This window comes from Thiorhodococcus mannitoliphagus (assembly GCF_010915725.1).
Classification (GTDB): domain Bacteria; phylum Pseudomonadota; class Gammaproteobacteria; order Chromatiales; family Chromatiaceae; genus Thiorhodococcus; species Thiorhodococcus mannitoliphagus.
On sequence record NZ_JAAIJR010000064.1, the window covers coordinates 1 to 25,348 of the forward strand.

Below are 25,348 nucleotides of genomic sequence, written 5' to 3' on the forward strand. Positions count from 1 at the left end.
CGTCCAGGCTTCAGGGGCGAACGGCTTCCCGGGCTCTCTTCATAAACTCCGTTTATCACTCCTCCTTATCAATCCCTTAGAACAGAAAATACAAGGGGCGAATTCATTCGCCCTCCCCCCAGTGCCAAGGGCGACTAAAGTCGCCCCGAGGTTTTTCAGACAGCCTCTGAGGCGAACTCCGGAAATGGCCTAACCCAAAGGGCGCGGGTCGATAGGATGGGCAAAGTCCGCACTCGGGGCTTGAGCGTCACCTCGGCGCTGGATGGACGAGCCCATGCCGCAAAGCGCTGAGCTGGAATGATGGGCACGCCCCTCGACCCTCGGCACTCCGAACGAAGCGCATCGCCAAGGCTTTGCCCATCTACGGGATCGGAACTGCGGGTCTGTTGTTTCCCGGAAATCGCCTAACTGCCGCAACTTGTCAGGGACCATCGAGCTTGATGGGCTCGATATCAGTGACGGCGAAGGTCAGTTGAGGTTGACGAAAGTTCCGGGCGAATCCAGCTTGTTGTTGTCGAGGCTTGTGAGCCACGACGATGCCCGTCTTGGGTCTTCGTTATGGCAGCAGCCGGCCAGGAGCCGTCACTGCCCGGCAACCCGCGAGTGACGGATCAGCCCACTATTGCAGACACTGCCGCTGCGGGAGTCGGTGCTCGCAACTCACTGAAGGATGTTCGCAATGAGAGGCAGCCGTGCTCACCCGTACAGGACACGGATGTCGAGCGAAAGAGCTGTTCGTCTTGCTTGTCCGATCGCGCCTTGCAGTTGATTCTTGGCCCTTGCTTCAATGGCGCGGCGCGTCGTTTGGGGGGGGGCGGTGGACGTTCGATTTGATACACTTCAAACAGCATCTGCAGAAGAGGTTGTCGGTATGGCTCTCACGATCGTCAACGAGGAAGTCGAGCAACTGGCACGAGATCTTGCCAGCCAAACCGGCGAACCGATCCCGCAGATCCTTCTCTCTGCCCTGCAAGAACGTGCTAGTCGGCTTCAGCGCCAGCGCAGCGAGGTATCCGCGATCGCTCGGATTCGGCAAGCCCAGGAGCGGTGTGCTCAGCTGTCCGACCGTGACCCGCGTTCTGCTGAGGACATTCTCGGCTACAGTGCCGATGGTGCCTTCGATCCATGGTGATCGATAGCTCGGCTATGGTGGCGGTTCTGTTCGGTGAGTCCGAGGCCGAGCGTTTGACGAATGCATTGGCAGCGGATCCCGTGCGCTGCATCAGCGCGTTCTCCGTCTTGGAGACGTCGATCGTGCTCTACCGGCGCAAAGGGGCGGAGGCCGTCGCCGAACTCGAGGCTTTGCTGGCGGATCTCGGCATCGAAATCGTGCCTTTCGACGCGATTCAGGCGCGTGCAGCGCGCGTGGCCTATGAGCGTTTCGGGAAGGGATTGCACCCAGCCTCGCTCAACCTCGGCGACTGCTGCTCGTACGCCTTGGCGAGCATCCGCAAACAGCCATTGCTCTACAAAGGTGACGACTTTCCGCAGACTGATCTCCCGGCGGTTGCGCTTGGTCCGCCCGAGTTTCCCCAGGACGGGGCGGAAGGCGGCTGACTGAGCTGTCACGGCTCGGCCCGCTCTAATTCGGCCGGACGAGATCGTTTTTTCCTGATGGTGCGTTCCCAGCGTGACCCGGGTGTTGGTGATCGTGGCGATCCATACCCAAGCGCCCTTCGCCGGATGCGCCGCGGCGTCCTGTTCCGGGAGTGTCGGCGCTACGCAGGGGGAGCCTTTCGCGCAGTTCTTCCTCGCCACGCCTTGCCTGCCGGGCAGGCCGGGACAAGCAAACACGATGCATCGTGGCTGAGATCATCGGAAAAGCGGTCGCTGACCCAAAGATGCTCTATGACCGGAATGGGTCGTGACCTGTCACTCGCGAAACGAGAGGGACTTTCCGCTATCAGGATGCAGCAGACGCTCATTGCGGCGAGTCCAGTGACCGGATCTGGAACGCACGAGTCACTGGGCTGGCGCGCCTCAGTGACCGGATTGGGTCGATTCCCTATACTCTCCCTTACTTCTGGGGCGGCGTGGCAATGCGGGCAGCATCGCCGATGGCGCGGCGGGCGAATCTTGGAAATTTGCGACGAAATCCTGTTGGGAACAACACTTGTGCTCGGCGGCAGGCGCGCTCAGCACTGTCCATCCAGCCATAGCAAGAGGGTCTCGAACAGCCGCTGCGGCTCGATGGGCTTAGCGAGATGATCATTCATGCCGGCCTCGAGGCAGGCCTGGCGGTCCTCGGCGAAGGCGTTGGCCGTCATCGCCAGGATCGGCGTTTGCCGGTTCAGAGAATCGGCGCGAATCGCCCGGGTGGCCTCCAAACCGCTCATGCGCGGCATCTGCATGTCCATGAGGATGATGGCATAGGGGGTGTGTCGGGCCAGTCGCACGGCCTCGACCCCATCCACCGCCAGGTCGATGACCAGCCCCAGACCGCTCAGCTGCTCTTGGGCGACTTCTTGGTTGATGAGGTCGTCTTCGGCCAGAAGGAGGCGCGCGCCGGCATGCTGGGACTCGATGCGGGTCGCCGCCGAAGCCATGCCCGCCGGCTGGGAAGGCACAGCGCCGGCGGCGGCTTGGTCGAGGCGCAGTGCAAACCAGAAGGTACTGCCGACGCCGGGCTCGCTCTCCACCCCCATCTCGCCGCCCATGAGGTGCACCATACGCCTGCTGATGGCCAGCCCCAGGCCGGTGCCGCCGTGCCGGCGGGTCAGCGAATTGTCGGCCTGTTCGAAGGCGTGGAAGATGCGCGGTTGGGCCTCCGCCGAGAGGCCAACGCCAGTGTCCTGGACCTCCCAGCGCAGGAGCATGGTGTCTGGATGCTCTTCCAGCACCTTGATGCGCAGGCAGATGCCGCCCCGCAGGGTGAAGGTGACGGCATTGTTGAGCAGATTGATCAGCACCTGCCCCAGGCGCTGGGCGTCGCCGAGGAAACGGCGCTCGGACAGCCCCGAGGCGAGCTGAACCTGGATCCGCAATCCCTTTTCCTGGGCCTTGTTGGCGACGACGTCCAGGCTCCGACCGATCACCTCCCCGAGAGTGAAGGGCTCCCGCGCCAGCTCCATGCGTTCGGCGTCGATGCGGGAAAGGTCGAGGATGTCGTTGATGATACCGAGAAGATGCTTCGATGCCTGCTCGATCTTGGTCAAGTGGTCACACAGCCGAGCGTCTTCAGCGCGACGCAGCGCGATGCCTGTGAACCCGATGATGGCGTTCATGGGTGTGCGCAGCTCATGGCTCATATTGGCCAGGAAGGCACTCTTGGCCCGACTGGCCCTCTCGGCGTCCTCTTTGGCGATCGACAGGGACTGGGTCCGCTCGGCGACCCGAGCCTCGAGTTGATCCCGATGGACCTCGACCGCCTTGCGCAAGCGCTCCCGATCCAAGAGGTTACGAATGCGCTGGCGCGTGATGTCCACGTTGAAGGGCTTGAAGATGTAGTCGGCCGCGCCGAGCGCCAGGCCCTTGACCTCCGCATCCGTTTCGCTCACTGCGGTGATGAAGACGACCGGAATGTCCCTCAGGCGCGGCTCCGCCTTCAAGCGTCGACAGGTCTCGAATCCATCCATCTCGGGCATCATGACATCGAGCAGGATGAGATCGGGGGGCGATCCGCAGGCCAGCTCCAGGCCCGTGGCACCCGAAGTCGCGATCTGCAGATCGAACTCCTCCGCCAGCGCGGTCCCGAGCGTGAAGAGATTGGCCGGCGTATCATCGATCGCCAGGATGCGCGGTCTGTCTTCGGTCATGGTAGCCCCTCCCAGCCCTGGGCCTGAACAATGCGGCGCAATTGTTCCAGCGCCTGATCGAAGCGAAAGGCCGATAGATGCTCGCTGACCACGTCCAGCTCCGCTGCGACCGGCGTACCCGCGAACAAGGCCTGTAGTGCCTTCAAACATGCGAAGGCATCGAATTTGTGGTCGGCCAGCAGGGGTTGAAGCTGCTCCACGAGGGCCAAGACGCGCTCCCGGTCAACAACCTCCACCCGCACCGCGTCCATGGACAGCTCCGCCCCGCCGACCTCGGGCGGTGGCTCATCAGCCTTGGGCAGCCAACGACCGAGCATCTCAGTCAGGGTGTCGATCATGAGCGGTTTGGTGAGCACATCGTCCATGCCGACCTGCAAACAACGCTGGCGATCTTCCTCGAAGGCCGCGGCGGTCAGGGCGAGGATCGGCAGGCGTGGCCGGTCCGTCTCGCGCTCCCAAAGCCGGATCCGCTGGGTGGCCGCGTAGCCGTCCAGCACCGGCATCTGGCAATCCATGAGCACGAGATCCGGCCGCTCGCCTCCCGTGATCGCCGCGACGGCTTGCGCGCCATCTTCCGCGAGCAGCACGCTCGCTCCCAGCTTGGTCAGGATGGCCTGCATGAGCCTGCGATTGGATCGTTCGTCGTCGACCACGAGCACGCGGCCGGCAAAGATGGCCTGGAGGGTTGCTCCAGCGGCCCCGTCTTGCGCGAATCGCGGCCTGTGGCGCCGGTCCTCGCCCATGGCCAAGGGCTCCGCAGAGATCCGGAACCAGAACCGCGACCCCTGCCCAGGCTGGCTTTCGACACCAACATCGCCACCCATCAAGCGCGCCAGACTGCGCACGATCGAGAGACCCAGGCCGGTGCCGCCATAGAGTCGCGTGGTCGCCTCGCCGGCCTGCGAGAAGGGCTGAAACAACAGCCCCTGGAGGTTTTGCGCAATCCCGATCCCGGTATCGGAAACGGCGAACTCCAGGATGGCGGTGGGCCCATCGCGGCGCACCTCGCGCCCCTCGATGCAAATCTCTCCCTGCGCGGTGAACTTGATGGCGTTGGCCACCAGGTTGTCCAGCATCTGACGCAGACGGTTAGCGTCGACTCGATAGTTCTGACCATCCGGCCCCGTCCAATGGACTGTCAGCGCCAGATGCTTGCTCCTGGCCGATTCGACGAAGAGCGTCTGCGTCTCGCGGATCAGCTGACGCATGTCGCAACTGCTCACAGCGAGTTGCACCTTGCCCGCTTCGACCCTGGAGAAATCAAGGATGTCATTGATTAGGGTCAGCAAGGTCTGGCCGGCGTTGAGGATCGTCCTGGCGTAGTCCCGCCGCTCCTCATCCGCAAGATGCGGCATCAAGCAGAGCTGCGCCATGCCAAGAATGGCATTCATGGGGGTGCGAATCTCATGACTCATGACCGCCAGGAACCGGCTCTTGGCGATGTTGGCGGCCTCGGCCGCTTCCTTGGCCTGGTAGAGTTCGGTCACGTCGACCCGGATACCGACGGAAGATCCGTCGGGGACGCGGCATTCCCTCACCTGCAGCCAACGGCCGTCGTCGAGCTGCTGGATCCGATCCTCCTCACCCAGACGGTGGCTGGTCAGGCGCTCCGCGACCCATTCCTCTTCCCGGCCGAGCGCATCCCGATACTGCCCGCGCTCGACGCCGTAGCGGAGGATCTCCTCGAAGGTCCGCCCGGTCGCGATGATGGGGGCCGAGGTGCGGTAGAGGTTGCGATATTCCTCGTTGCAGTAGACGAGGCGCTCTTCGGCGTCATAGATGACGAACCCCTCGCCGAGGGTCTCGATCGCGGCATGCAAGAGCGTTTGGGTCTGACGCAGCTGCTCCTCGGCCTGTCTGAGCATCTCCAGGTCGATCAGCGCGCGAAGTTCCAGTGCCGCCGCCTGCTCCTCCGGGGTCCAGCGCCGACTGCGCAAGCGGACCGTCTGGGACCAGGCTGCAAAGGACTGACGCGGGCTCAGCCGACCATCCGGCTCGAGCGTCACCGCCTTGTCGGGGTTGCCGCCCCAGGTGACGTGGCGCAATTGCTCGACGCGGAACCACATCAGCTTGGGCGAACCTGGGCTATCCAGCGAAACCATCGCCACCCCAGCGGCGGTCGCGCCCAGGTCGTCCGTCCCCTCCAGGTGCTCACTCAGACAGTCGGTGGCAAAGAGCGGCGAGGCGCGGCTGGGGGAGCGGGCGCTCAGTCCCGCGAAGATGTCGAGGATGCGTGCAGCATCCGGCGTCACACCAGCAGTGTGGGCTTCGTCGCCCTGGATCAGTGCCACGCCGTCGGCCCGCAGAGCACCAAGCAGATCGGCCTGCCGCGGCCCGCTCAGGAGGCTCGGCAGTCGCGCGCCCTCGCGCATGGCTGCGAGAATACGATCGCGGCACTGCCTGAGATCGGCCTCATCGCGTTTTTCGCGCAGCTGCTCCGCCAGCGCGATCTCGGTCGCGAGGTTCTGTGCCATCCAGCCGGCGATCTCGCGGATGTCGTCCGAGACCGGATAGGGCGTGTTGTGGTGGCAGGAGATCATCCCCCAGAGTTCACCATCCCGCAGCAACGACAGGGTCAGTGTGGCCCGCGAGCCCATGTTGCGCAGATACTCCAGGTGCACTGGCGAGACGCTGCGCAAGAGGCTGTGCGACAGATCGAGTGGCTGCCCGCTGATGGGATTCAACGCGGGCAGGATGGGGGCGGGGGTGTAATCCACGTCGACGATGACGCGCGACTGATTGATCAGATAGAGGCGCCGGGCCTGCGGTGGGATGTCCGAGGCGGGGTAGTGCAACCCCAGATAGGACTCGAGGTCCGCACGGCAGTCCTCGGCGACGATCTCACCGTGCCAGTCCAATCTGTCCAAGCGATAGATCATCACTCGGTCATAGCCGGTCAGACGTCGGAAGAGGGTCGCGGCCGTCTGCAGCTTGGTCGGCAGATCCGTCTGCGTGCGCACCAGGCCGAAGGCCCGCACGGCCTGGGCCAGCGAGCCGCCTGAGACCGGATTTGCTGGCTCCAGCTCCAGCAACACGGCGGTCTCGATCTCGTGCACATAAGCGGCAAAGGCGCGATCAGCCCCTGGCGGCTCCCAGCGGAAGGACACCGGGGCGGTGGGTAGCTCGCGGTAGCGGGCCAGCGCCTCCTGAACCGACTCGGCCAGTCCCGCACCCAGCACCTGCTCCAGCTCGCACTCCAAGAGATCGGCTGCCGCAATGCCGAGGAGATCCAGGCTGGTGGGTGTCGCCTGAGTCACCCGCAAGGCGGGGCCATGCAAGGCCAACAAGACGCCGTGCGGCTGAATGGCGCCGGACAGGTGAATGGGTTCAGCCTCGCACTGACTGAGGTCGATACCTGGTGAGTCAAGGCTGGATTCTGTATTCATGAGACTCGGATCCGGAGGGAAGGGATTCTCGACATGATCGACACTCGCGCAAGCGATGCCGGCCAACTCGGGACATGGCCCTATCGCATAGCCTGATGGAACACGAACTGCCGATCAAGACGGCTGCCCGGTCGCGTCGGCCCTGGGGGAGAACATGCGTCCGCTAACAGCGATACAGTACAGCCTCGCAGATTGCAACACCGAGGCCGGCCAATATTCCAAGCGATCGCTCGGCGCGCAGCGCAAAGCGGAATCACGATCAAGCCCGCGGCTACCCCGTTCAGCGGGGAAGAGGCTTGGAAGCCGGTTGCAAAGCTGCCTTCTCCGAGCACCAGCCGAGACGGGGGCGTCGCGGCGGGGCGCCGCTCCCACGAAGCATCACGAGGGAGTTTTCAAACAGCCTCGTAGGAAGTGTGCATCAACAACTTGCCCCCTTTCGCAAAGGGGGGGCAGGCGGGATTTCGGGCGGCATCGCTCGCATCGGGGAACAATTGATGATCATTTTCTTAGCCTGCTTGGCGATCTCTAGCGAGGCTTCGCCTCAGACCGACGCGTCATGCCATCGGGATCGCTATCGGAATCGGGATCGCTATCGTCGGTTCGATCCCGATACCGACGGCCTTGGATGGTCGGACGCTTCATCGAAATTTGACTCATCTGCAAGCATTTTGCGCCCTCAAGGATTCTAGGGGCTCAAGGGCAGGCTAACAGGCTCAGGCATCGATCATGCCTGACGCGGCATCACATCAGCTTGACGATCTGCGCCGATGACAGCCCCAGCACCTGGGCGCCGGTCTTCAGCGCCTGCTCCGCGAAGGCATTCAGATCTCCCCAACGGTCGTTCGTGTCCACCACCTCGGACATCAGCTCACCCACTACCCGCAGTCGGTAGGCGCCGTCGGCACGCTCGGCGGGCGGACTCATCTCAGCGCAGACATAGAGCGAGGGCTCGCGCTGACCCGCAGGCACGAAGGCGAGGATGTAGCGATAAGCACGCGTGTCGTCGCTCTCGATGTCACCGAGCAGGGCGGCCATATAGCTGCCGACCTGGTAGCGGTGCCTGGGGATCGCGGTCTTGATAAGGGGTCGTTCTTGCATTTCGGACTCCTGAGTCATTGCCAGATCCAGAATTGCCAGATCCAGATTAGGAACAACCTTCACGGATCGGTTGAACCGCACTAAAGCTCAGCGTGTTCAATGTCCCGCCGTGGCGGCACTGCCGGCGATAGTCATCACTCCGGCCGTTGCGACGGCATCACCTCGGCGGCACGCGCAGCGGCGCCACCCTTGGCGTTGCAGTTGGGGCCTCCGTCATTATCCCGGCCATCCGGTGGCGCATCCTGCGGAGTCAGGGCTTCCAGCCCTGATGATGTCAGGCCAGGATGGCCTGACGACGCACTCGGCTTCGCCGCAGTGGACGCAGTTATGATCAAGGCCGCGGTTGGCATCGCTGGCGGACGCCCTGCGGGCATCCGCCGGCCTGGTGGTTGGCAGCGCCTTCTGGGCTCAAGGGAGCGGGCATCGCACCACTCAGAGCGCAGCCCCGTAGTCGCAGGTGATCTCGTCGCCCGCGGCGATGACGACCTTGGCATAGAGGTCGAAGCCGTCGAACTCTGCATTCGGCTGGTCGCTGTGATTCACCCAGCGCAGGAGATTCGTCCCCAGCCGCGCGGTCACTTGATCGGCGTCGGCATCATAAACCCAGAGGACGTAGCGGCCGTCCTCCCTGACTTCGGGTCCCTCGTAGCTACCGATAAAGTCGCCTAACTCGAAGCGCACGCGCGCGAAGCAACCCAATCCATGGATCTCCGAGCGGGCTGAGTAGACCCGGGACTGCAACGGCGACGTCCATCTGCGAGCGCCCACGCCTGCCCGCCCGACCTAACCCTTTCTCGCCTTGGCAAAGGCATCGGCCAAGGCGCCACCCATGATCCCCGCAGGCGGCGGCGCGGCCGGAGCCTTCTGGGCAGCGCCTTGTGACCTCGGCTTAGGCTGCGAGCGGACGGAATCGCGCCCCGCGCCCCGCCCCGCCGGCGATTTGGCAGCCCCACCTTGGCTCGCATCGCCCATTCGCATGCTCAGGGCGATCCGCTTGCGGTCTAGATCGACCTCCAGCACCTTGACCTTGACGAGATCACCGGACTTGACGACCTCGTGCGGATCCTTGACGAAGCGATCCGCGAGCGCCGAGATGTGCACCAGACCGTCCTGATGGACGCCGACATCGACGAAGGCACCGAAGTTGGTGACATTGGTCACCGTCCCCTCCAGAACCATACCAGGCTCCAGGTCCTTGAGCGTCTCGACGCCTTCCTTGAACTGCGCCGTCTTGAACTCTGGACGCGGGTCGCGGCCTGGCTTCTCCAGCTCGCTCAGGATGTCCTTGACTGTCGGCAAGCCGAACTGCTCGTCGATGAAGTCCTTGGGATCGAGACGACGCAGGATGGTCCCCTCGCCGATCAGGTCGGCGATGGTCTTGCCGGTCTTTTCCACGATACGACGCACCACAGGGTAGGCCTCTGGATGAACCGCTGAGACATCCAAGGGCTCTTCACCGTCCGTGACGCGCAGGAAGCCTGCACTCTGCTGGAACGCCTTATCGCCGAAGCGGGGCACGGCCATGAGATCCTTGCGGCTCTTGAAGGCACCGTGATCCTCGCGGAACTGAACGATGTTCTCCGCCAGCCCGCGGTTCAGCCCCGAAACCTGGGTCAGCAGTGGCACCGAGGCGGTATTCAAATCGACACCCACAGCGTTCACGCAGTCTTCGACCACCGCGTCCAAGGTGCGCGCCAAGCGGGTCTGATTGACGTCGTGCTGGTATTGGCCGACGCCGATCGCCTTGGGCTCGATCTTGACCAGCTCGGCGAGCGGGTCCTGCAGCCGCCGTGCGATGGACACCGCCCCGCGCAGCGAGACGTCCAGCGTCGGCAGCTCCTTGGAGGCAAACTCGGACGCCGAATAGACCGAGGCGCCGGCCTCGCTGACGACCAAGGACTTCAAGCCCAGCTCCGGATGCCGCTGGATGAGGTCGCGCGCCAGACGATCGGTCTCCCGCGAGGCCGTGCCATTGCCGATGCTGATGAGCTTAACGCCCTCTTTCTTCGCCAGATCCGCCAAGCGCGCAATGGAAGCATCCCACTGCTTCTTGGGCGCGTGCGGATAGATGGTATCGGTCGCCGAGACCTTACCCGTCCCATCGACCACGGCCACCTTGACGCCGGTGCGCAGCCCCGGATCCAGACCGATCGTCGGCAGACGCCCAGCGGGCGCCGCCAACAGCAGCGCCTTGAGATTCAGGCCGAAGACGCGGATCGCCTCCTCCTCGGCCGCCTCCATCAGACGGTGCTTCAGCTCCAGATCCAAACGTGTCATCAGCTTGATACGCCAGGCCTTACGCACCGTCTCCATCAGCCAATCATCGCCCGGCCGGCCTTGGTGGCGGACCTCGAAGCGGGTCGCAATAAGGCCGCGACAAATCGCGTCGGGATCCTCGCCTTCGCCGGCGAGCAGGTCCAGGGTGAGAACGCCCTGATTGCGCCCCCGGAACAGGGCCAAGGCGCGGTGCGACGGAATCTTGGCGACGGACTCACGATAGTCGAAATAGTCCGAGAATTTGTTGCCTTCCTGCTCCTTGCCCTCGACGACACGCGAGACCAGGACCCCGTTCTCCCAAAGATGATCACGCAGCCGTCCGGTCAGTTCCGGGTCCTCAGCGAAGCGCTCCATGAGGATCTGCCGCGCACCCTCGAGTGCCGCGGCGCTGTCCGCGACCCCCTTGGCCGCGTCGACATAGTCGGTCGCCAAGGCTTCTGGGGCTTGCGCGGGATCGGATAGAAGGACATCGGCCAGGGGCTCCAAGCCCGCCTCGCGCGCGATCTGTGCCTTGGTGCGGCGCTTGGGCTTGTAGGGCAGATAGAGGTCTTCCAGCCGCTGCTTGGTCTCGGCCGCCTCGATCTCGGCCTGCAGTTCATCGCTCAGTTTGCCCTGCTCCTCGATGCTCTTGAGCACGGCCACCCGTCGCTCATCGAGTTCGCGCAGATAGCCCAGCCGCTCTTCGAGGTGCCTGAGCTGGATATCATCGAGACCACCCGTTGCCTCCTTGCGATAACGCGCGATGAAGGGCACGGTCGCCCCCTCATCCAGCAGCCGAACGGCCGCCTCGACTTGGGCCGGACGGGCCGATAGCTCTTGGCTGATGGTCTCGATGATCTTGGTCATAGGGGTTTCTAAGTTACGCGATGCAAGAAAGATGGGGGGATGACAGGACAGGGTGGTACTTGGGCAGACCGAGCGGATCCAGTAAGCTGATAGGCTAATCGAAGCGGCAGCTGTCTCCGTAAACGGACATGATCTGCTCGAGTTCGATGAGGAGACGCGCCTTTTGCTCCGCTGACAGCTCTCGGGTCTCGGGCAGGTCCTTGCCAGCCTGGAGCGCAGCGATGTCCAACCGAACCTGACGGCAACCCCGACTGCACAGAATCTCGACACAGGCCTCTACACGGGGATCATTCGGGGACTGCACGAAATACCTCCAGATGCGCGCGCCGGGATACCTGGGCGGAGATTATAGGAAGATGACAATTGGGGTCAAAATGACAAGGGACATGCCGATGAGCAAGCCTGCTGCTCCTATCAGGGATGGAGCGATTTGTTGGACGCGCCCAGCGAGCCATCCGGCGCTCAGCATGCAAGACCTGCATCTCTGGCGTATTCGCGCGGACGGCCGTGGCGCCGATCTGAATCGCTGCCTGCCCATTCTTGGGCCTCGCCAGCGCGAGCGCGCCGAGCGCATGCGCCATGCCCAATACCGGGAGCGCTATATCCGCGCCCAAGCGGGTCTGCGCCGGATCCTCGCAGGCTACCTCGACGAGGCGCCCGGTCGGCTCGAATTCCGCTATGGCCCGGCCGGCAAGCCCTATCTCGAAGCAGGCGATCTGAGTCTCTCCTTCAACCTGAGCACGACGGGCGATCTCGCCTTGGTCGGCGTGCGTCTCGGGCTAGCCCCAGAGCGCGAGCTTGGCGTTGACTGCGAGTGGATCCGACCGCGGATCGATATTTTTGCCATTGCCGAACGGATGTTCGATCCAGAGAGCGTCGCAGCGCTCAAACGAACACCCGAATCCGAGCAGCTGGAGCGCTTCTATCTGGCTTGGACGGCGCTGGAGGCCGACGCCAAGTGCGACGGCCGAGGACTCTTTCGCCAACGCGCCGCGAACGCGCTGCATCCCCTGGTTCGCAACTGCATCCCAGAGGCGGGCTATGTTGCGGCCATCGCCTCGCCCAGCCTGCCTGCCAAAGACTTGTGGCAGACATTCGATCTGGATTGACAGGCCTCTAGTGCAACTGTGCGAAAGTCCCGAGACCGTCTCAGGTCGTTGTCGTTGTCGTAATCGAATATTCGCCATGTCGAGACCGCGATCACGACAACGACAACGACAACGAGGAGGCAACGGTCTCGGAACTTGCGCAGCGAAACACTAGGCGCAATGCGTTCAACACATCGTCTCTTGTCCGCGACGAAGGTTTATACTCCCGGCCCTCGCACCCAGGAGTCGTCTCGTGGAAACCATCCAAATCCTCTTGCTTGGCTTCGTCCAGGGCATCACCGAGTTCCTGCCCATCTCAAGTTCGGGCCACCTCGTCCTTGCCCCCTTGCTCTTTGGCTACGAGCTGCAGAGCCTCGCCTTCGACGTTTCGGTTCATCTTGGAACCCTGGCCGCGGTCATTCTCTATTTCCGGCACGAAGTCGTCCGCATGGTCTTGGCCGTGATGGGCTCCATGCGCACACGGCGCCTCGAGGATCCTGACGCACGGCTCGGCTGGATGCTGCTACTCGCCACGCTCCCCGTGGTCCTTCTGGGGCTGCCACTGAAGTCCGTGCTCGAGTACCTGCGGCAAGACGAGACGCTCATCGCCCTGGTGATCGCAGGCACCACGATCGGCTTCGGACTGCTCCTTTGGTGGGCGGATTGGAGCGGCAGGCGCAGCCGGGACGAATACTCCATCGGATGGCGCGACGCCGTCATCGTCGGGCTCATGCAAGCGGTCGCGATCATCCCGGGCACATCCCGCTCCGGGATCACCATCACCGCTGGGCTCATGCTCGGCCTGACCCGACAAGCGGCCTCACGCTTTTCTTTTCTGCTCGCCATCCCGACCATCCTGATGGCCGGCGCACTCGAGACCCTGGACCTTCTCGAGGCACAAGACCCGACCGACTGGTCGGCGCTCGGGCTCGGCGGCGCCGTTTCCTTCGTCGTCGCCTACCTCACGATCCATTTCTTCCTGAGGTTCATCGAGCGCATCAGCATGCTGCCGTTCGTGCTCTACCGATTCTTGCTGGGCGGGGTGATCTTGTTCTTGGTTTGGTAAGAAGGTGCTCATCAATTGTTTCCCGATGCGAGCGATCCCGCCCGAAATCCCCCCTGGCCCCCCTTTGCGAAAGGGGGGAAGTTGTTGGTGGACGCTTTCTAAGGAGATTTCCGGGAAACAACAGACCCGCAGTTCCGATCCCGGATGGGCAAAGCCCTGGCGATGCGCTTCTTTCGGAGTGCCGAGGGTCGCGGGGCGCGCCCATCATCCCAGCTCAGCGTCTTGCAGCATGGGCACGTCCGTCCAGCGCCGAGGTGAGGCTCAAGCCCCGAGTGCGGACTTTGCCCATCCTACCGACCCTGTCAAAGCTCGTACCAGCTGCGTGAGGCAGGCGACGTCATGTCGATGGCATCGGCCCCGCTTTGGGGCCGGCTCGGACCAGGACGACTGAGGCACCCTTACGACATCAAGGTAGAGTCATGGTGCAGTCAGCCAGACAGCGTCTCCATGCGAATCCGCACCACGGGCTCGATGACGGATTCCAGGGCCTCGATTTGGGCAATCGCCTGATTCATGTGTCCCTCGACGACACCATGGGTCAGCATGACGAGCGGGACATGGGAGTCGCCCTCCCCCGGCTCCTTCTGCTTGATCGCCTCAATGCTGATGCCCTGATCGCCAAGAATGCTGGCGATACGGGCCATGACGCCGGGCTGATCCAGCGCCAGGAGGCGCAGGTAGTAGGCCGTCTCGACCTCTGCGATCGGCAGCACGGGGGTGTCCGCGAGTTCGTCCGGCTGGAAGGCGAGATGAGGAACCCGGTTGTTGGGGTCCGTGGTCAGCGCGCGCACCACATCGATGACGTCGGCAACCACGGCTGAGGCCGTCGGCAGCGCGCCCGCGCCGGCGCCATAGTAGAGCGTCGGACCCACGGCGTCGCCCTTGACCAGCACGGCGTTCATGACGCCGTCGACGTTGGCAATGAGGCGACGCTCCGGGATGAGCGTCGGATGGACGCGCAGTTCGATGCCGCCGGCCGAGCGACGCGCGATGCCGAGATGCTTGATCCGATAGCCGAGTTCGGCCGCATAGGCCACATCCTGGGCATCGATCTTGGAGATCCCCTCGGTAAAGCAGCGGTCGAACTGCAGCGGGATGCCGAAGGCCAGCGAGCCAAGGATGGTGAGCTTGTGTGCCGCGTCGATACCCTCGACGTCGAAGGTCGGATCGGCCTCCGCATAACCGAGCGCCTGGGCCTCCGCCAGGACATCGGCAAAGTCGCGGCCCTTGTCGCGCATCTCGGTGAGGATGAAGTTCCCCGTGCCGTTGATGATGCCCGCCATCCACTCGATGTGGTTGGCCGCCAGGCCTTCTCTCAGCGCCTTGATGATAGGAATGCCGCCCGCAACGGCGGCCTCGAATCCCACCATGACACCCTGCTTCTGGGCCGCCGCGAAGATCTCGTTGCCGTGCTTGGCGATGAGAGCCTTGTTGGCCGTGACGACGTGCTTGCCGTTCTCGATGGCCTTGAGCACCAACTCGCGCGCCGGGGAGTAACCGCCGATCAGCTCGATGACGATCTGGATCTCCGGATCCTCGACGACAGCGAAGGCATCATCACCGATCCGGCCGATTTGGGCGATCCCATCGATCCCCTCGGGCTTGTACTCACGTGCTGCGGCGTGGGCAATCTCGATGCCGCGACCCGCGCGACGGGCGATCTCGGCGGCATTGCGGGTCAACACGCTCACCGTGCCACCGCCGACGGTTCCAAGCCCCAACAATCCGACCTTGACCGGTTCCATACGTCTTACCTCGGTTCAATAAGGGTCCTCGCCGCAAGCGGATCGCAGGAGGGACGCCCGTAGATTCTACACAGCTCGTTGAGCACCTCGGATGATCCGAGGCGCAAACAGGATCAAGACCCGGCGCGGGAATCCTGGCGAAACATCTCCTTGATACCGCGAATCGCCTGGCGTGTGCGGTGCTCGTTCTCGATGAGGCCGAAGCGCACATGGCTGTCGCCATACTCACCGAAGCCGATCCCCGGAGAGACGGCCACCTTGGCCTCACGCAGCAGCTTCTTGGAGAACTCCAGCGACCCCATCTCACGGTAGGGCTCGGGAATGGGTGCCCAGACGAACATGGTCGCCTTGGGCGGCTCGATGGCCCAACCGGCTGCATTCAAGCCGCTGCAGAGCACGTCCCGACGGCTCTCGTACATCTCGGAGATCTCCCGCACGCAGCTCTGCGGGCCCTCGAGCGCGGCGATGGCGGCGACCTGAATGGGCGTGAAGGTGCCGTAGTCCAGGTAGGATTTGATCCGCGCCAGGGCAGACACCAGTGTCTTGTTGCCGCACATGAAGCCGACGCGCCAGCCGGGCATGTTGTAGCTCTTGGACATGGAGAAGAACTCCACGGCGATCTCCTTGGCCCCTGGAACTTGCAGGATCGAAGGCGCCTTGTAGCCGTCGAAGACGATGTCCGCGTAGGCGATGTCATGCACCACCCAGATCCCCGCTTCGCTGGCAATGTCGACCACCTTCTGGAAGAAATCCAGTTCCACGCACTGGGTGGTCGGGTTGCCGGGGAAGTTCAGGACCAGCATCTTGGGCTTGGGCCAGGACTCCTGGATGGCCTTCTTCAGCTCCTCGAAGAAATCGACATCCGGCGTCAAGCGCACATGGCGCACGTCGGCCCCGGCAATGATGAAGCCGTAGGGGTGAATCGGATAGGCAGGGTTGGGGACCAAGACGGTGTCACCGGCGCCCATGGTCGCAAGCGCCAGATGCGCAAGCCCCTCTTTTGACCCAATGGTGACGATGGCCTCCGAGTCGGGATCTAAATGGACGTCGAAGCGGTCTCGATACCAATGGCAGATGGCGCGGCGCAGACGCGGGATACCACGAGAGACCGAGTAGCGATGCGTGTCGCGGCGATTGGACGCCTCGGTCAGTTTATCGACGATATGCTGCGGCGTGGGCTGGTCGGGATTGCCCATGCCGAAATCGATGATGTCCTCGCCCCGCGCTCGCGCCTCTGCCTTCAACTCGTTGACGATATTGAAGACGTAGGGAGGGAGTCGCTTGATGCGGTTAAAGTCGGACTCGGGGGCAACCACTGAGGACCTCACGGTGATGAATTGGCTAAAGCGTCTAAGTCTACAGTCGGGCCACCCAGATTCAAATAACCCCGTTGCGCCCTTAAGAATTCGCAAGGGATACCAAGGCGGATTCAGCGCATCGTCCAGCCTGGCAGCGCGGCGCCTTGAGGATCGGCCTCATCCAACGGGCCCTGCCTGGAGACTGTGTCACCTGCTGCTCGTCGCGACGGTTTGCATGCTCGCGATCAGCGGCTGCAGCCGCGTCACCATCGCCTACAACACGGCGGACTTCTTCGCCAAGCAGTATGCGATCGACTATCTCGACCTCGCGAGCGATCAGGTAGCGCGCTGGGAGCCCAGGCTCGAGCAGGAGCTGGCGCGGCATCGGTCTCAAGAGCTGCCCTATCTGGCGGCCTTCTTCGATCAGGTGCTCGCCGCGAGTCGCACGGGGTTCGATACAAGCAATATGGCCTGTCTGACGGGCGCATTCCGCACACTCTACGAGCGACACGCCAGGCTCGCGGTCGAGCTGGCCGCCCCGCTCCTGGCCGACCTCACGCCCGCTCAGCTGAACGCCCTCGAGCGCCGCTTTCGCGAGGATACCGCGGAAGACAGGGCAGACCTTGCCAAGCGCAACCTCAGTTGGGAGCAAGCGAAGCGGGCACGCCGCTACATCAAGGCAATCGAAGACTGGACCGGACCCTTGCGCCAAGATCAGGAGCAGATCGTCAGACAGGTGACGGCGCAAATGCCCGAGTCCGAGTCAGCCGTCATCGAATATCGCAGCCGCAAGCGAGGCCAGCTGATTCAGCGCCTGAAGCGCGGCGCCGGCGAGCCTGAGATCGATGCCTTCATGACGGCCTGGCTGGTCGACTTCAGCGACCTACCGCAAAGCCTGCGTCAAGCGGGCGAGCAGATCGAGGCAGGGATCAGCACCCTCTTCATTCGACTGGGCTCGAGCTTCGACGAGACGCAGCGCAGACACCTGGAGAAGCGCCTGGAGCGGTTGCGCGACGACCTCATGGAGTTGCAGAAGCAGCCCCGGCTAGCGCCCCTGCAATGCTAAGAAAGCCTCCATCAACAACCTCCCCCTTTCGCAAAGGGAGGCTAGGGGGGATTTCAGGCGGCATCGCTCGCATCGGGAAACAACTGATGGACACTTTCTAAACGCAGCGCGACCGCTAGAAGAGATCATCCATGACCCGAGGCGCGGAGCGCTGTACCGTGCGAGAGCCCCTGCTGCCACCCCCCTTACGCTTCTTCGAAGCACTCGGCGCGGCAACGCGGATCGGCTCGGGTCCGAGGATGTTGTCGCGATACTCGGCTTGAATGAGTTCGACGATGCCGCTCTTGGACTTGGTCTCAACGCCGCGCGTCGGATCGACGCGCACCTCGATCAGCCCCTCCGGAGGCTCCAGCTCGGCAATCGGCTGATCCTTGAGTGCGTCCTCCATGAAGTCGACCCACATCCCGAGCGCAGCCCTGCCGCCCTCTTCACCACGGCCGAGCTTGCCGAAATCATCGAAACCCATCCAGGCGATGGTGACGAAGTTGGCTTGGTAGCCGGAGAACCAGGAGTCGCGGACGTCGTTGGTAGTACCCGTCTTGCCCACGATGTCGGGACGCTTGAGCTTGAGCGCCCGCCGACCGGTCCCATGCTCCACGACCTCGCGCAGCAGCGAGGTGATCTGATAGGCCGTACGCGGATCGATGACTTGCTCCGCGCGCACGCCAGGCTGAGTCCCTGCCGAGGTCGCGCCTTCCTCACCCGACTTATACCAGCAGTCGGCGCACGACCTGGCCGGATTCGCCTCGAAGAGCACGTTGCCGTCGCCATCTTCGATCCGCTCGATGAAATAGGGAACGACGTGATAACCGCCGTTGGCGAAGACCGCATAGCCCTCGGCGAGCTTCACTGGCGATAGCTCACCCGTGCCCAAGGCCATCGACAGGCCCAATGGCATCGCCTGGAGGTCGAAGCCAAAACGGCTGATATAAGACTGCGCGTCTTCCATGCCGACGCTTTGCAAGAGATTGATGCTGGCGAGATTGCGCGAAAGTGCAAGCGCCTTGCGCATCCGAATCGGCCCGAGTTCCTTGTGATCGGCGTTCTTGGGGTTCCAGCGTTCATTGGTCGTGAGCTTGACCGCCTCGTCGCGCAGCAGACTGGCCGGCGTCCAGCCTTCATTCAGCGCAGAGGCATAGACGAAGGGCTTGAAGCTTGAGCCTGGCTGGCGGCGCATGTCGACCGCGCGGTTGAACTTGGAAGTCGAAAAGGAGTAGCCCCCGACCAGCGCGCGCACCGCGCCGTCATGGGGATCCAGCGAGACCAGCGCGCCCGCGACGGCGGGGATCTGAGACAGGGTCCAGTCGCCCTTCTCCAACCGCTTGAGGCGCACCAGATCGCCAACGGCAATGGCGTCCGAGGACTTGCGGCGCTCCCCGCGCCAGCGCGCCGAATTGCGATAACGACGCGCCCAGGAAAAAGTGCTCCCGCGCAGCGTCACATGCTCGCCCGCACCCATGTACACCTCCATCGACGACTGGCTGACCTTGGTCACAAGGCCCGGCTCCAGCTCTGGCGCAGGCGTCACGTCGCGCAGGTAGTCATCCATGTCTTGCTGAGTCATGTCGGCAAGGTCCACCGTCGCCTCCGGCCCCCGATAGCCATGACGCCGATCATAGAGTCTCAGCGATTTGCGCAGGGCGTCCTGCGCCTCGGTCTGGAGCCGAGAATCGATGGTCGTCGTCACCCGATAGCCGGCCCTGATGGCATCTTCGCCATAGAAGCGCACGATCTCGGCCCGCACCATCTCTGCGGCATAGCCGGCGTCCAGCTCCCGCTCGCGTCGATGCAGGCTCGCCATGTCCGGCGTGCTGCGGGAGAGATCGCGCTCCGCGGCGTCGATGAAGCCAAGCTCAAACATCCTCCCCAGGATGTAATTGCGCCGCTCAAGCGCCCGTTGCGGATTGGTGACGGGGTTATTGGTCGAGGGCGCCTTGGGGATACCCGCGAGCATGGCCGCTTCCGCAACGCTGAGTTCGTCGAGGCCCTTGCCATAATAGAGCGCGGCCGCCGCCGAGATGCCGTAGGCCCGATGTCCGAAGAAGATCTGATTCAGGTAGAGTTCGAGAATCTCGTCCTTGCTCAGCGTCTGCTCGACATGCATGGTGAGCAGAACTTCCGTGAGCTTGCGCTGAAAGGTCTTCTCGGGCGATAGGAAAAAGTTGCGCGTCACCTGCATGGAAATGGTGCTGCCACCCTGTGCCTTCTGTCCCGTGGCGACATAGCTGACGAGCGCGCGCGCCATGCCTACGGCGTCGATGCCATTGTGCTCGTAGAAGCGACTATCCTCGGTGGCCAGGAAGGCTTGGATAACGACCGGAGGAATGTCCACGATCGAGACGGGGCGGCGCCTCTGAACACCGAATTCGCCCATGAAGCTACCGTCCGCGCTAAAGACACGCAGCGGCTCCCTGAACTGCACATCACGCAGCGATCGCACGTCCGGGAGTTCGGGCAAGGTGACGCTGACGAAGATCGCCGCGCCGAGCAGCCCCAGGACCATGAGCTGCAGCGGGGCGCCGAGACCAACGCTCATGAGGTGGAGGAACCAACCGACTGGAGACCGCGGCGCCCGCGAGACGCGCTTCGGCTGAATCCGCTTGGGCGCACCGCTGGACTTGGGTCGCTTCCTGGCAGTCGACCCTTTGGGGGAAGCCTTCTTTGCGCCCGGTTTGGCAGGACGGGCAGCGCCTGATGCGGTCTTGGATGCAGGCCGGGCGGGCCTGCCGGCGGGGCGCGGCGATCGCCTGGCTTGGGTCGGTTCTTTGTCCAATATCCACTCCACCCGCAGCCGCCTTCTTGCAACGGTCGGGCCCTGAAAATCAAGGGTTATTCACCTACTCGGATGCTGCGCGATTGTACACCAAGGCCGCTGACGGGCGATGCTTAGATACATCCCTCCAAAGACCGAACGCGCCAGCGGGAAGATGCCTTCGCTTTCGTCGACTGCAAGGGCAGCGGCCTAGGAGCCAGGCGCCGGGGATCAGGACTCGCGCGGTGAGAGCTTCTTGAGATAGCCGATTCCGCCGAGGCTTCGCATCTGCTGCGCGATCCGAGCGGCCCGACGACGGACTTTCGCGGTGGGATTCGCCAGCTGGTAGATCTCCGGATTCGGCAGAACGGCCGCCATGAGCGCGGCCTGCTGCGGCTCGATCCCGTCGACCGGTCGGTCGAAGAAGCGCCAGCTGGCGGCACCCACACCGTAAGTATCCGGCCCGAGCTGGGCGATATTGAGATAGACCTCGAGAATGCGCTCTTTCGGCCAGAGCGTCTCCATCAACAGCGTGAGCCAGGCCTCCAATCCCTTGCGGACAACATCACGCCCGGACCAGAGGAAGAGATTCTTCGCGGTCTGCTGACTGATGGTGCTGGCGCCGCGCAAGTGTCCGCCTTCCTGATAGGCCTCGACCGCCTTGCGCAGCTCGATGAAGTCGAAGCCCCGATGCGTCGGAAACCGTTGATCCTCCGCCGCCAGAACGGCCAAGGCAACCTCCCCCGGAATGCGCTCCCAATCCACCCACTCGTGATAGACATAGGGCGGAGCTTTCTCTCCCAGGCGGGCTGCCGCCCAATGCTGCAGCATGACGGCAGACATGGGCGGATCGACCCAGCGGAACAGGGCAACGAGCCCCAAGGACAAGAGCACGAAACCGAGCAGGACCCGCAGGGTCCAGCGCAGCAGCCGCGAGCCCTTTCTGCGCCCACTGCTCACCGGTCGCGCCCGCCCCGCACATCGGGCTTAGCCGGCATTGCGCACCGCCCAGGCGATGTCTGCGGCCTGACGATTTCCCGCCACGTCATGCACACGAAAGACCCGCACTCCACTCATGACGCCAAGGGTGGTAGTCGCGCAGGTCGCCGGCATGAGCTGTGTCGGCTCGACGCCGCCGCAGATGGCCCTCATGAAGCCTTTTCGGCTGGTGCCGAGCAGCACCTGGAAGCCGAGGGCGACAATGCGGTCCAGCGCAGCCAAGAGCGCCAGATTGTGAGCCGCCAGCTTACCGAAGCCAATGCCCGGATCGAGCAGAATACGATCTGCCTCGACGCCTGCGGCAAGCGCCGCCTGGGCCCGCGCGGCGAGATGATGACAAACCTCGGCAACCACGTCTTTATAGCTCGGGGCCTGCTGCATGGTCTCGGGGATGCCCTGGCGGTGCATGAGCACGATCGGGACTCCCCGCTCTGCGGCCAACGCAAGCATCTGCGGGTCGTCCAGCCCCGCCGAAGTATCATTGATCCAAGTTGCACCGGCATCCAGCGCGGCCCGCGCAACCCGCGCCGAGGTGGTATCGATACTCATGGGGACGGACTCCGGAATCTGCTCACGCAAGCGACGAATGACGGGCAGCACCCGTCGCTCCTGCTCTTGCGGCGTGACCGACTTCGAGCCCGGCCGCGTCGACTCCCCCCCCAGGTCGAGGATATCCGCGCCTTCCGCGAGCATCGTCAAGGCATGGCGGACGGCTTGCTCCGGATCCCTGTACTGACCCCCGTCCGAAAAACTGTCCGGGGTCAGGTTAAGGATGGCCATGATCTGGGGACCATCACTGGTTCTCTGGGATGCTTGGCTCATCATTGCTTCGCCTTGCTGCTCGATGTTTTGACGTCAACCGCCGGGGACGCGCATCATTTTGCCAGAATCTCGGATCTGCCCCACACCGACGACCGGCCCAGCATCGCGCTGAGCCCGATCTCACTGGCATGGGACGGCCCGACCAAATACAAGCCATGAGACCTTCAAATGACCAGGCACCACTCAGCGTCGATCCTGCTCGCCAGCCTTTTTCTCGCCGGATGCGCCTACTCCGGCGGCCCAATTGGGAGCCTTCCCCCGCCCAAGAATCCCTCCCAGGCGGGGACCCTGATCATCTCCAGAAACCACTCACCGGTCGGCATCTTCGGCACCATGTACGTCACACTCAACGGTAAACCCCTATACCGTTTGGGAATGGGGCAAAGCTATAGTGTCAAGCTCGACTCCGGAGAGTACCTCATGGGCTACTCCATCGGCCTCAACGATTGCTCTGGGGTCGTCAGTATCAGGCCCGGTCAGACGCGGCGCATTCGCCTGGCTCCGAATTGCCTGATGCACCGGGAATAGGCCGCCCGAGGCCATGCAAGCTGCGACAACAGCGGCAAGAATCCATTGCAATTTTAGGGGCTTCAGGTTCCTGATCGAATCGCCGTATACTTCAAGGCCATCGGGATCGGGATCGGGATCGAACCGACGATAGCAATCCCGATGGCATGACTCGTCGGTCTGCGGCGAAGTCTCGCTAGATCGTAAAGACACAAGCCGCACGCTGACGGCCAAGCACAGTCGTATCGACTGCTGCCAGTCCGCCTGAGCGCCGCTTCCGTCAAGGCGTAACGGCTCTGCGGTTATGGCGCTGCGCCGGTCTCAAGCCCCACATCAAGACTCAACGCAGGAGGGAATCGATCGATGACGTCTGAGATACTCGCGGACGAAAGGCGCAATGAAGAACGGGTCGCCTGGAGGTGTCACGTCAGGCTGCTCCCATTGAGCTTAGAGCCCAAGACGACGAGGCTCGGCATGCATGATGTCACGGGCCGTAACATCAGCGAAGGAGGTCTTCAGGTCTGCAGCGACCGTCTCTTCGCCTTGCGATCTCGATTGCTGGTCGAAATGGAATCGCCGGAGCTGCCGGAGGGTATTCAGGCAGTCGGATCTGTGGTCTGGATCTCGCCGACGGGCACGGATGACCTCTGGTGTCTCGGGATCGAGTTCTCAGACGTCGGCGAGCTTGCCCTCACGAGCATCCGCACCCTCAAGACCGACGAGGATCCCACATCCTACCGCGCAAACCTTGAGCAGCAGGACCAAAGACTCGCCTAAGAAAGTGCCCATCAATTGTTTCCCGATGCGAGCGATGCCGCCCGAAATCCCCCCTAGCCCCCCTTTGCGAAAGGGGGGAAGTTGTTGATGGACACTTTCTAAAGCATCGCCGAGATCTTCGTTGCAGCGCCTATCCGCAAGCGCTGCCATCGCCTTTTTGGAACAACCCGCGCCGCCATCGCCTGCTTCTGGATGATGCCGCCAATCGGCGGCATCGCCCGAATTCAGGGCGTCGATCATCGTTTCGGCCAGTCGTCTTCCGCAGGGTGGACAAGCGCAGCGCAGTCCACCAACGCCGACGCGGGATTGGGTGGACTTCGCGCTCGCGCGTCCACCCTACCGGCCCAACTGATGAAAAAGGCCGAATTCAGGCAGGCTGGGCCGGCGCTGCGAGCTGCTCCAGTCGCTTGTAGATCTCGCGATAGTCTTGAGCGGGCTTGCGCCATGAATAGTCGCCACGCATGCCGTTGACGCGCAACTGCCGAAAATACTGCGGAAAACGCTGCCAGAGCCCGATGGCGCGGCTCATGGCATCCTCCAAGCCGGCCTCTGTGGGGTCGTCGAAGACATAGCCGTTGCGCGCATCGAATGACTTGTCCGAGTAGTGTGCGTCGAAGACCGTGTCGGCGAGACCGCCGACACGTCGCACGATGGGCACGGTCCCGTACTTCATCGCAATGAGCTGTGTCAGACCACAGGGCTCGTAGAGGCTGGGGATCAGGATCATGTCCGCCCCCGCGTAGATGAGGTGGGCCAGAGACTCGTCATAGCCCAGCTCGAGGTGGCAGTCCGGGCCCGAGCCCAGTTCCGCCTTGAGCGACGTGAAGGCCTTATTGATGTCCGGGTCGAGCGAGGAGCCAAGCAAGACCGCCTGCCCGCCTTCCGCGAGCGCATAGCGAACGCCGTGCTCAATGAGGTCGACGCCTTTTTGCCGGTCGAGCCGACTAACCACCGCAAAAATGGGCTTCTCCACCTCTTGCAGCCCCAAGCGCGTGCGCAACTCGCGACGATTCACTGCCTTCTTCGGCAGCGAGCCAGCGCTGAAATTGACCGGGATCTGCGCGTCGACCTCCGGCCCCCACACGCTTGCGTCGATGCCGTTGAGGATACCGCCAAACTTGTGGCGATTGTCCCGGAAGACCGACTGCAGCCCCATGCCCTGCTCCGTGTTCTGCACCTCCCAGGCATAGCGCGGCGACACTGTGTTGACGAACCCAGCGTAGAGAATGCCCCCCTTCATCAGGTTAGCCATCCCTGGCTGATGCGGGTCAGCCAAGCGATCCTGGGTCATGAGTGCGGCTGAATTCAGGCCGACTTGATCCAGAATGGAAGGCGCGACCTTCCCCTGGTAGCCAACATTGTGCAGCGTGTAGCAGGTTCGAGCCTGCGCCTGCTCACCACAACGCTCAGCAAGAAGCACGGGCAGCAGCCCGGTCTGCCAGTCATTGCAGTGCAAGATGTCGGGAGGCCGCTCGGACTGGGTGAAATGCTCCAGGACGGCGCTGCAGAAGAAGGCGAAGCGCTCGGCATCGTCCGCATCCCCATAGATCCGCGAGCGCTGAAAGAAACGCTGCTCGGACTGAGGGTCGAAGAGGCGCAATGGAATCCCCTCGATGTCCCCAGACAGGAGACGGCAGTGGATCCGCTGTTGATAAAACGGCACCTGCAAGGGGGCATCGGCCTCGGCCAGCCCGCTGATCAACTCGCGCCGCAGCACGTCATAGGCAGGCAGCCAGACTTCGACGCTGTCCCCGGCCTTGATCAGCTCATGCGCCAGTCCCTGGACGAAATCTCCAAGCCCCCCGGCCTTCGCGATGGGCGCACACTCGGCGCTCACCAGGGCGATATGCATACGCCAGCTCCTCT

At 63.3% G+C, this 25,348-nt stretch carries 19 protein-coding genes; 7 read left to right on the forward strand and 12 right to left on the reverse strand.

The genetic code is table 11. The annotated features are described in order from the left end of the window. Positions 1–871: 871 nt before the first annotated feature. Complete coding sequence (locus G3480_RS15355; protein WP_164654775.1) at positions 872–1,132, forward strand: type II toxin-antitoxin system VapB family antitoxin; 261 nt, start codon at positions 872–874, stop codon at positions 1,130–1,132. Continuing rightward, positions 1,126–1,557, forward strand: a complete 432-nt coding sequence (locus G3480_RS15360) for a type II toxin-antitoxin system VapC family toxin (RefSeq protein ID WP_164654776.1) — start codon at positions 1,126–1,128, stop codon at positions 1,555–1,557. The genes G3480_RS15355 and G3480_RS15360 overlap by 7 nt, the downstream gene beginning before the upstream one ends. A 578-nt stretch (positions 1,558–2,135) precedes the next feature. On the opposite strand, the gene G3480_RS15365 is transcribed toward G3480_RS15360, so the two are convergent. From G3480_RS15365 to G3480_RS15390, 6 genes are all read right to left on the reverse strand, one after another. Further along, positions 2,136–3,755, reverse strand: a complete 1,620-nt coding sequence (locus G3480_RS15365; RefSeq protein ID WP_164654777.1) for a response regulator — start codon at positions 3,753–3,755, stop codon at positions 2,136–2,138. Next, positions 3,752–7,141, reverse strand: coding sequence for an ATP-binding protein (locus tag G3480_RS15370; protein WP_164654778.1), 3,390 nt, complete (start codon positions 7,139–7,141; stop codon positions 3,752–3,754). The genes G3480_RS15365 and G3480_RS15370 overlap by 4 nt, the downstream gene beginning before the upstream one ends. 741 nt (positions 7,142–7,882) lie before the next feature. After that, positions 7,883–8,239, reverse strand: a complete 357-nt coding sequence (locus G3480_RS15375) for a hypothetical protein (protein ID WP_164654779.1) — start codon at positions 8,237–8,239, stop codon at positions 7,883–7,885. 432 nt (positions 8,240–8,671) lie between these two features. Beyond that, the gene (locus G3480_RS15380; RefSeq protein ID WP_206171735.1) at positions 8,672–8,980 is read right to left on the reverse strand and encodes an SET domain-containing protein; all 309 of its coding nucleotides are present in this window, start codon (positions 8,978–8,980) and stop codon (positions 8,672–8,674) included. Positions 8,981–9,022: 42 nt separating this feature from the next. Beyond that, positions 9,023–11,362, reverse strand: a complete 2,340-nt coding sequence (locus G3480_RS15385) for a Tex family protein (RefSeq protein ID WP_164654781.1) — start codon at positions 11,360–11,362, stop codon at positions 9,023–9,025. A gap of 94 nt (positions 11,363–11,456) precedes the next feature. Next, positions 11,457–11,666 (reverse strand): hypothetical protein, encoded by a 210-nt coding sequence (locus tag G3480_RS15390; protein WP_164654782.1) that lies wholly within the window; start codon positions 11,664–11,666, stop codon positions 11,457–11,459. A gap of 163 nt (positions 11,667–11,829) precedes the next feature. Between G3480_RS15390 and G3480_RS15395 the strand changes: the two genes are divergently transcribed. Together G3480_RS15395 and G3480_RS15400 are read left to right on the forward strand one after the other, a co-directional pair. After that, positions 11,830–12,471: a 4'-phosphopantetheinyl transferase family protein gene (locus G3480_RS15395; protein WP_240905839.1), complete on the forward strand. Its 642-nt coding sequence runs from the start codon at positions 11,830–11,832 to the stop codon at positions 12,469–12,471. Positions 12,472–12,703: 232 nt separating this feature from the next. Then, positions 12,704–13,516: an undecaprenyl-diphosphate phosphatase gene (locus G3480_RS15400; RefSeq protein ID WP_164654784.1), complete on the forward strand. Its 813-nt coding sequence runs from the start codon at positions 12,704–12,706 to the stop codon at positions 13,514–13,516. A gap of 428 nt (positions 13,517–13,944) precedes the next feature. On the opposite strand, the gene G3480_RS15405 is transcribed toward G3480_RS15400, so the two are convergent. Next, positions 13,945–15,261: a homoserine dehydrogenase gene (locus tag G3480_RS15405; protein ID WP_164654785.1), complete on the reverse strand. Its 1,317-nt coding sequence runs from the start codon at positions 15,259–15,261 to the stop codon at positions 13,945–13,947. Positions 15,262–15,374: 113 nt separating this feature from the next. Beyond that, positions 15,375–16,577 (reverse strand): alanine transaminase, encoded by a 1,203-nt coding sequence (gene alaC / locus G3480_RS15410; RefSeq protein ID WP_164654786.1) that lies wholly within the window; start codon positions 16,575–16,577, stop codon positions 15,375–15,377. Positions 16,578–16,794: 217 nt separating this feature from the next. Here alaC and G3480_RS15415 point away from each other — a divergent pair, with 217 nt between their 5' ends. Continuing rightward, the gene (locus G3480_RS15415) at positions 16,795–17,625 is read left to right on the forward strand and encodes a DUF6279 family lipoprotein (protein ID WP_164654787.1); all 831 of its coding nucleotides are present in this window, start codon (positions 16,795–16,797) and stop codon (positions 17,623–17,625) included. Positions 17,626–17,740: 115 nt separating this feature from the next. Here the strand turns inward: G3480_RS15415 and G3480_RS15420 are convergent, their stop codons facing one another. From G3480_RS15420 to folP, 3 genes are all read right to left on the reverse strand, one after another. Beyond that, positions 17,741–20,161: a penicillin-binding protein 1A gene (locus G3480_RS15420; RefSeq protein WP_164654788.1), complete on the reverse strand. Its 2,421-nt coding sequence runs from the start codon at positions 20,159–20,161 to the stop codon at positions 17,741–17,743. A 447-nt stretch (positions 20,162–20,608) separates the two neighbouring features. Further along, a complete protein-coding gene (gene mtgA / locus G3480_RS15425; RefSeq protein ID WP_164654789.1) occupies positions 20,609–21,337 on the reverse strand; it encodes a monofunctional biosynthetic peptidoglycan transglycosylase in 729 nt (242 codons plus the stop codon). Positions 21,338–21,364: 27 nt separating this feature from the next. Next, the gene (gene folP, locus G3480_RS15430; RefSeq protein ID WP_240905840.1) at positions 21,365–22,156 is read right to left on the reverse strand and encodes a dihydropteroate synthase; all 792 of its coding nucleotides are present in this window, start codon (positions 22,154–22,156) and stop codon (positions 21,365–21,367) included. A 210-nt stretch (positions 22,157–22,366) separates the two neighbouring features. Here folP and G3480_RS15435 point away from each other — a divergent pair, with 210 nt between their 5' ends. Further along, a complete protein-coding gene (locus tag G3480_RS15435) occupies positions 22,367–22,726 on the forward strand; it encodes a hypothetical protein (RefSeq protein ID WP_164654791.1) in 360 nt (119 codons plus the stop codon). Between the two features lie 342 nt (positions 22,727–23,068). After that, complete coding sequence (locus G3480_RS15440) at positions 23,069–23,482, forward strand: PilZ domain-containing protein (protein WP_164654792.1); 414 nt, start codon at positions 23,069–23,071, stop codon at positions 23,480–23,482. Between the two features lie 367 nt (positions 23,483–23,849). Here G3480_RS15440 and G3480_RS15445 read toward each other — a convergent pair whose 3' ends face one another. Further along, on the reverse strand, positions 23,850–25,334 hold the full coding sequence (locus G3480_RS15445) for a glycogen synthase (protein WP_164654793.1): 1,485 nt from the start codon (positions 25,332–25,334) through the stop codon (positions 23,850–23,852). Between the last annotated feature and the right edge of the window lie 14 nt (positions 25,335–25,348).

Excerpts from the sequence above, each read along its gene's own strand:
- G3480_RS15355 (WP_164654775.1), top strand. The coding sequence starts at position 872 with ATGGCTCTCACGATCGTCAACGAGGAAGTCGAGCAACTGGCACGAGAT.
- G3480_RS15360 (WP_164654776.1), top strand. The coding sequence starts at position 1,126 with ATGGTGATCGATAGCTCGGCTATGGTGGCGGTTCTGTTCGGTGAGTCC.
- G3480_RS15365 (WP_164654777.1), bottom strand. The coding sequence starts at position 3,755 with ATGACCGAAGACAGACCGCGCATCCTGGCGATCGATGATACGCCGGCC.
- G3480_RS15370 (WP_164654778.1), bottom strand. The coding sequence starts at position 7,141 with ATGAATACAGAATCCAGCCTTGACTCACCAGGTATCGACCTCAGTCAG.
- G3480_RS15375 (WP_164654779.1), bottom strand. The coding sequence starts at position 8,239 with ATGCAAGAACGACCCCTTATCAAGACCGCGATCCCCAGGCACCGCTAC.
- G3480_RS15385 (WP_164654781.1), bottom strand. The coding sequence starts at position 11,362 with ATGACCAAGATCATCGAGACCATCAGCCAAGAGCTATCGGCCCGTCCG.
- G3480_RS15395 (WP_240905839.1), top strand. The coding sequence starts at position 11,830 with ATGCAAGACCTGCATCTCTGGCGTATTCGCGCGGACGGCCGTGGCGCC.
- G3480_RS15405 (WP_164654785.1), bottom strand. The coding sequence starts at position 15,261 with ATGGAACCGGTCAAGGTCGGATTGTTGGGGCTTGGAACCGTCGGCGGT.
- G3480_RS15415 (WP_164654787.1), top strand. The coding sequence starts at position 16,795 with ATGCTCGCGATCAGCGGCTGCAGCCGCGTCACCATCGCCTACAACACG.
- G3480_RS15420 (WP_164654788.1), bottom strand. The coding sequence starts at position 20,161 with ATGAGCGTTGGTCTCGGCGCCCCGCTGCAGCTCATGGTCCTGGGGCTG.
- folP (WP_240905840.1), bottom strand. The coding sequence starts at position 22,156 with ATGGCCATCCTTAACCTGACCCCGGACAGTTTTTCGGACGGGGGTCAG.
- G3480_RS15435 (WP_164654791.1), top strand. The coding sequence starts at position 22,367 with ATGACCAGGCACCACTCAGCGTCGATCCTGCTCGCCAGCCTTTTTCTC.
- G3480_RS15440 (WP_164654792.1), top strand. The coding sequence starts at position 23,069 with ATGACGTCTGAGATACTCGCGGACGAAAGGCGCAATGAAGAACGGGTC.
- G3480_RS15445 (WP_164654793.1), bottom strand. The coding sequence starts at position 25,334 with ATGCATATCGCCCTGGTGAGCGCCGAGTGTGCGCCCATCGCGAAGGCC.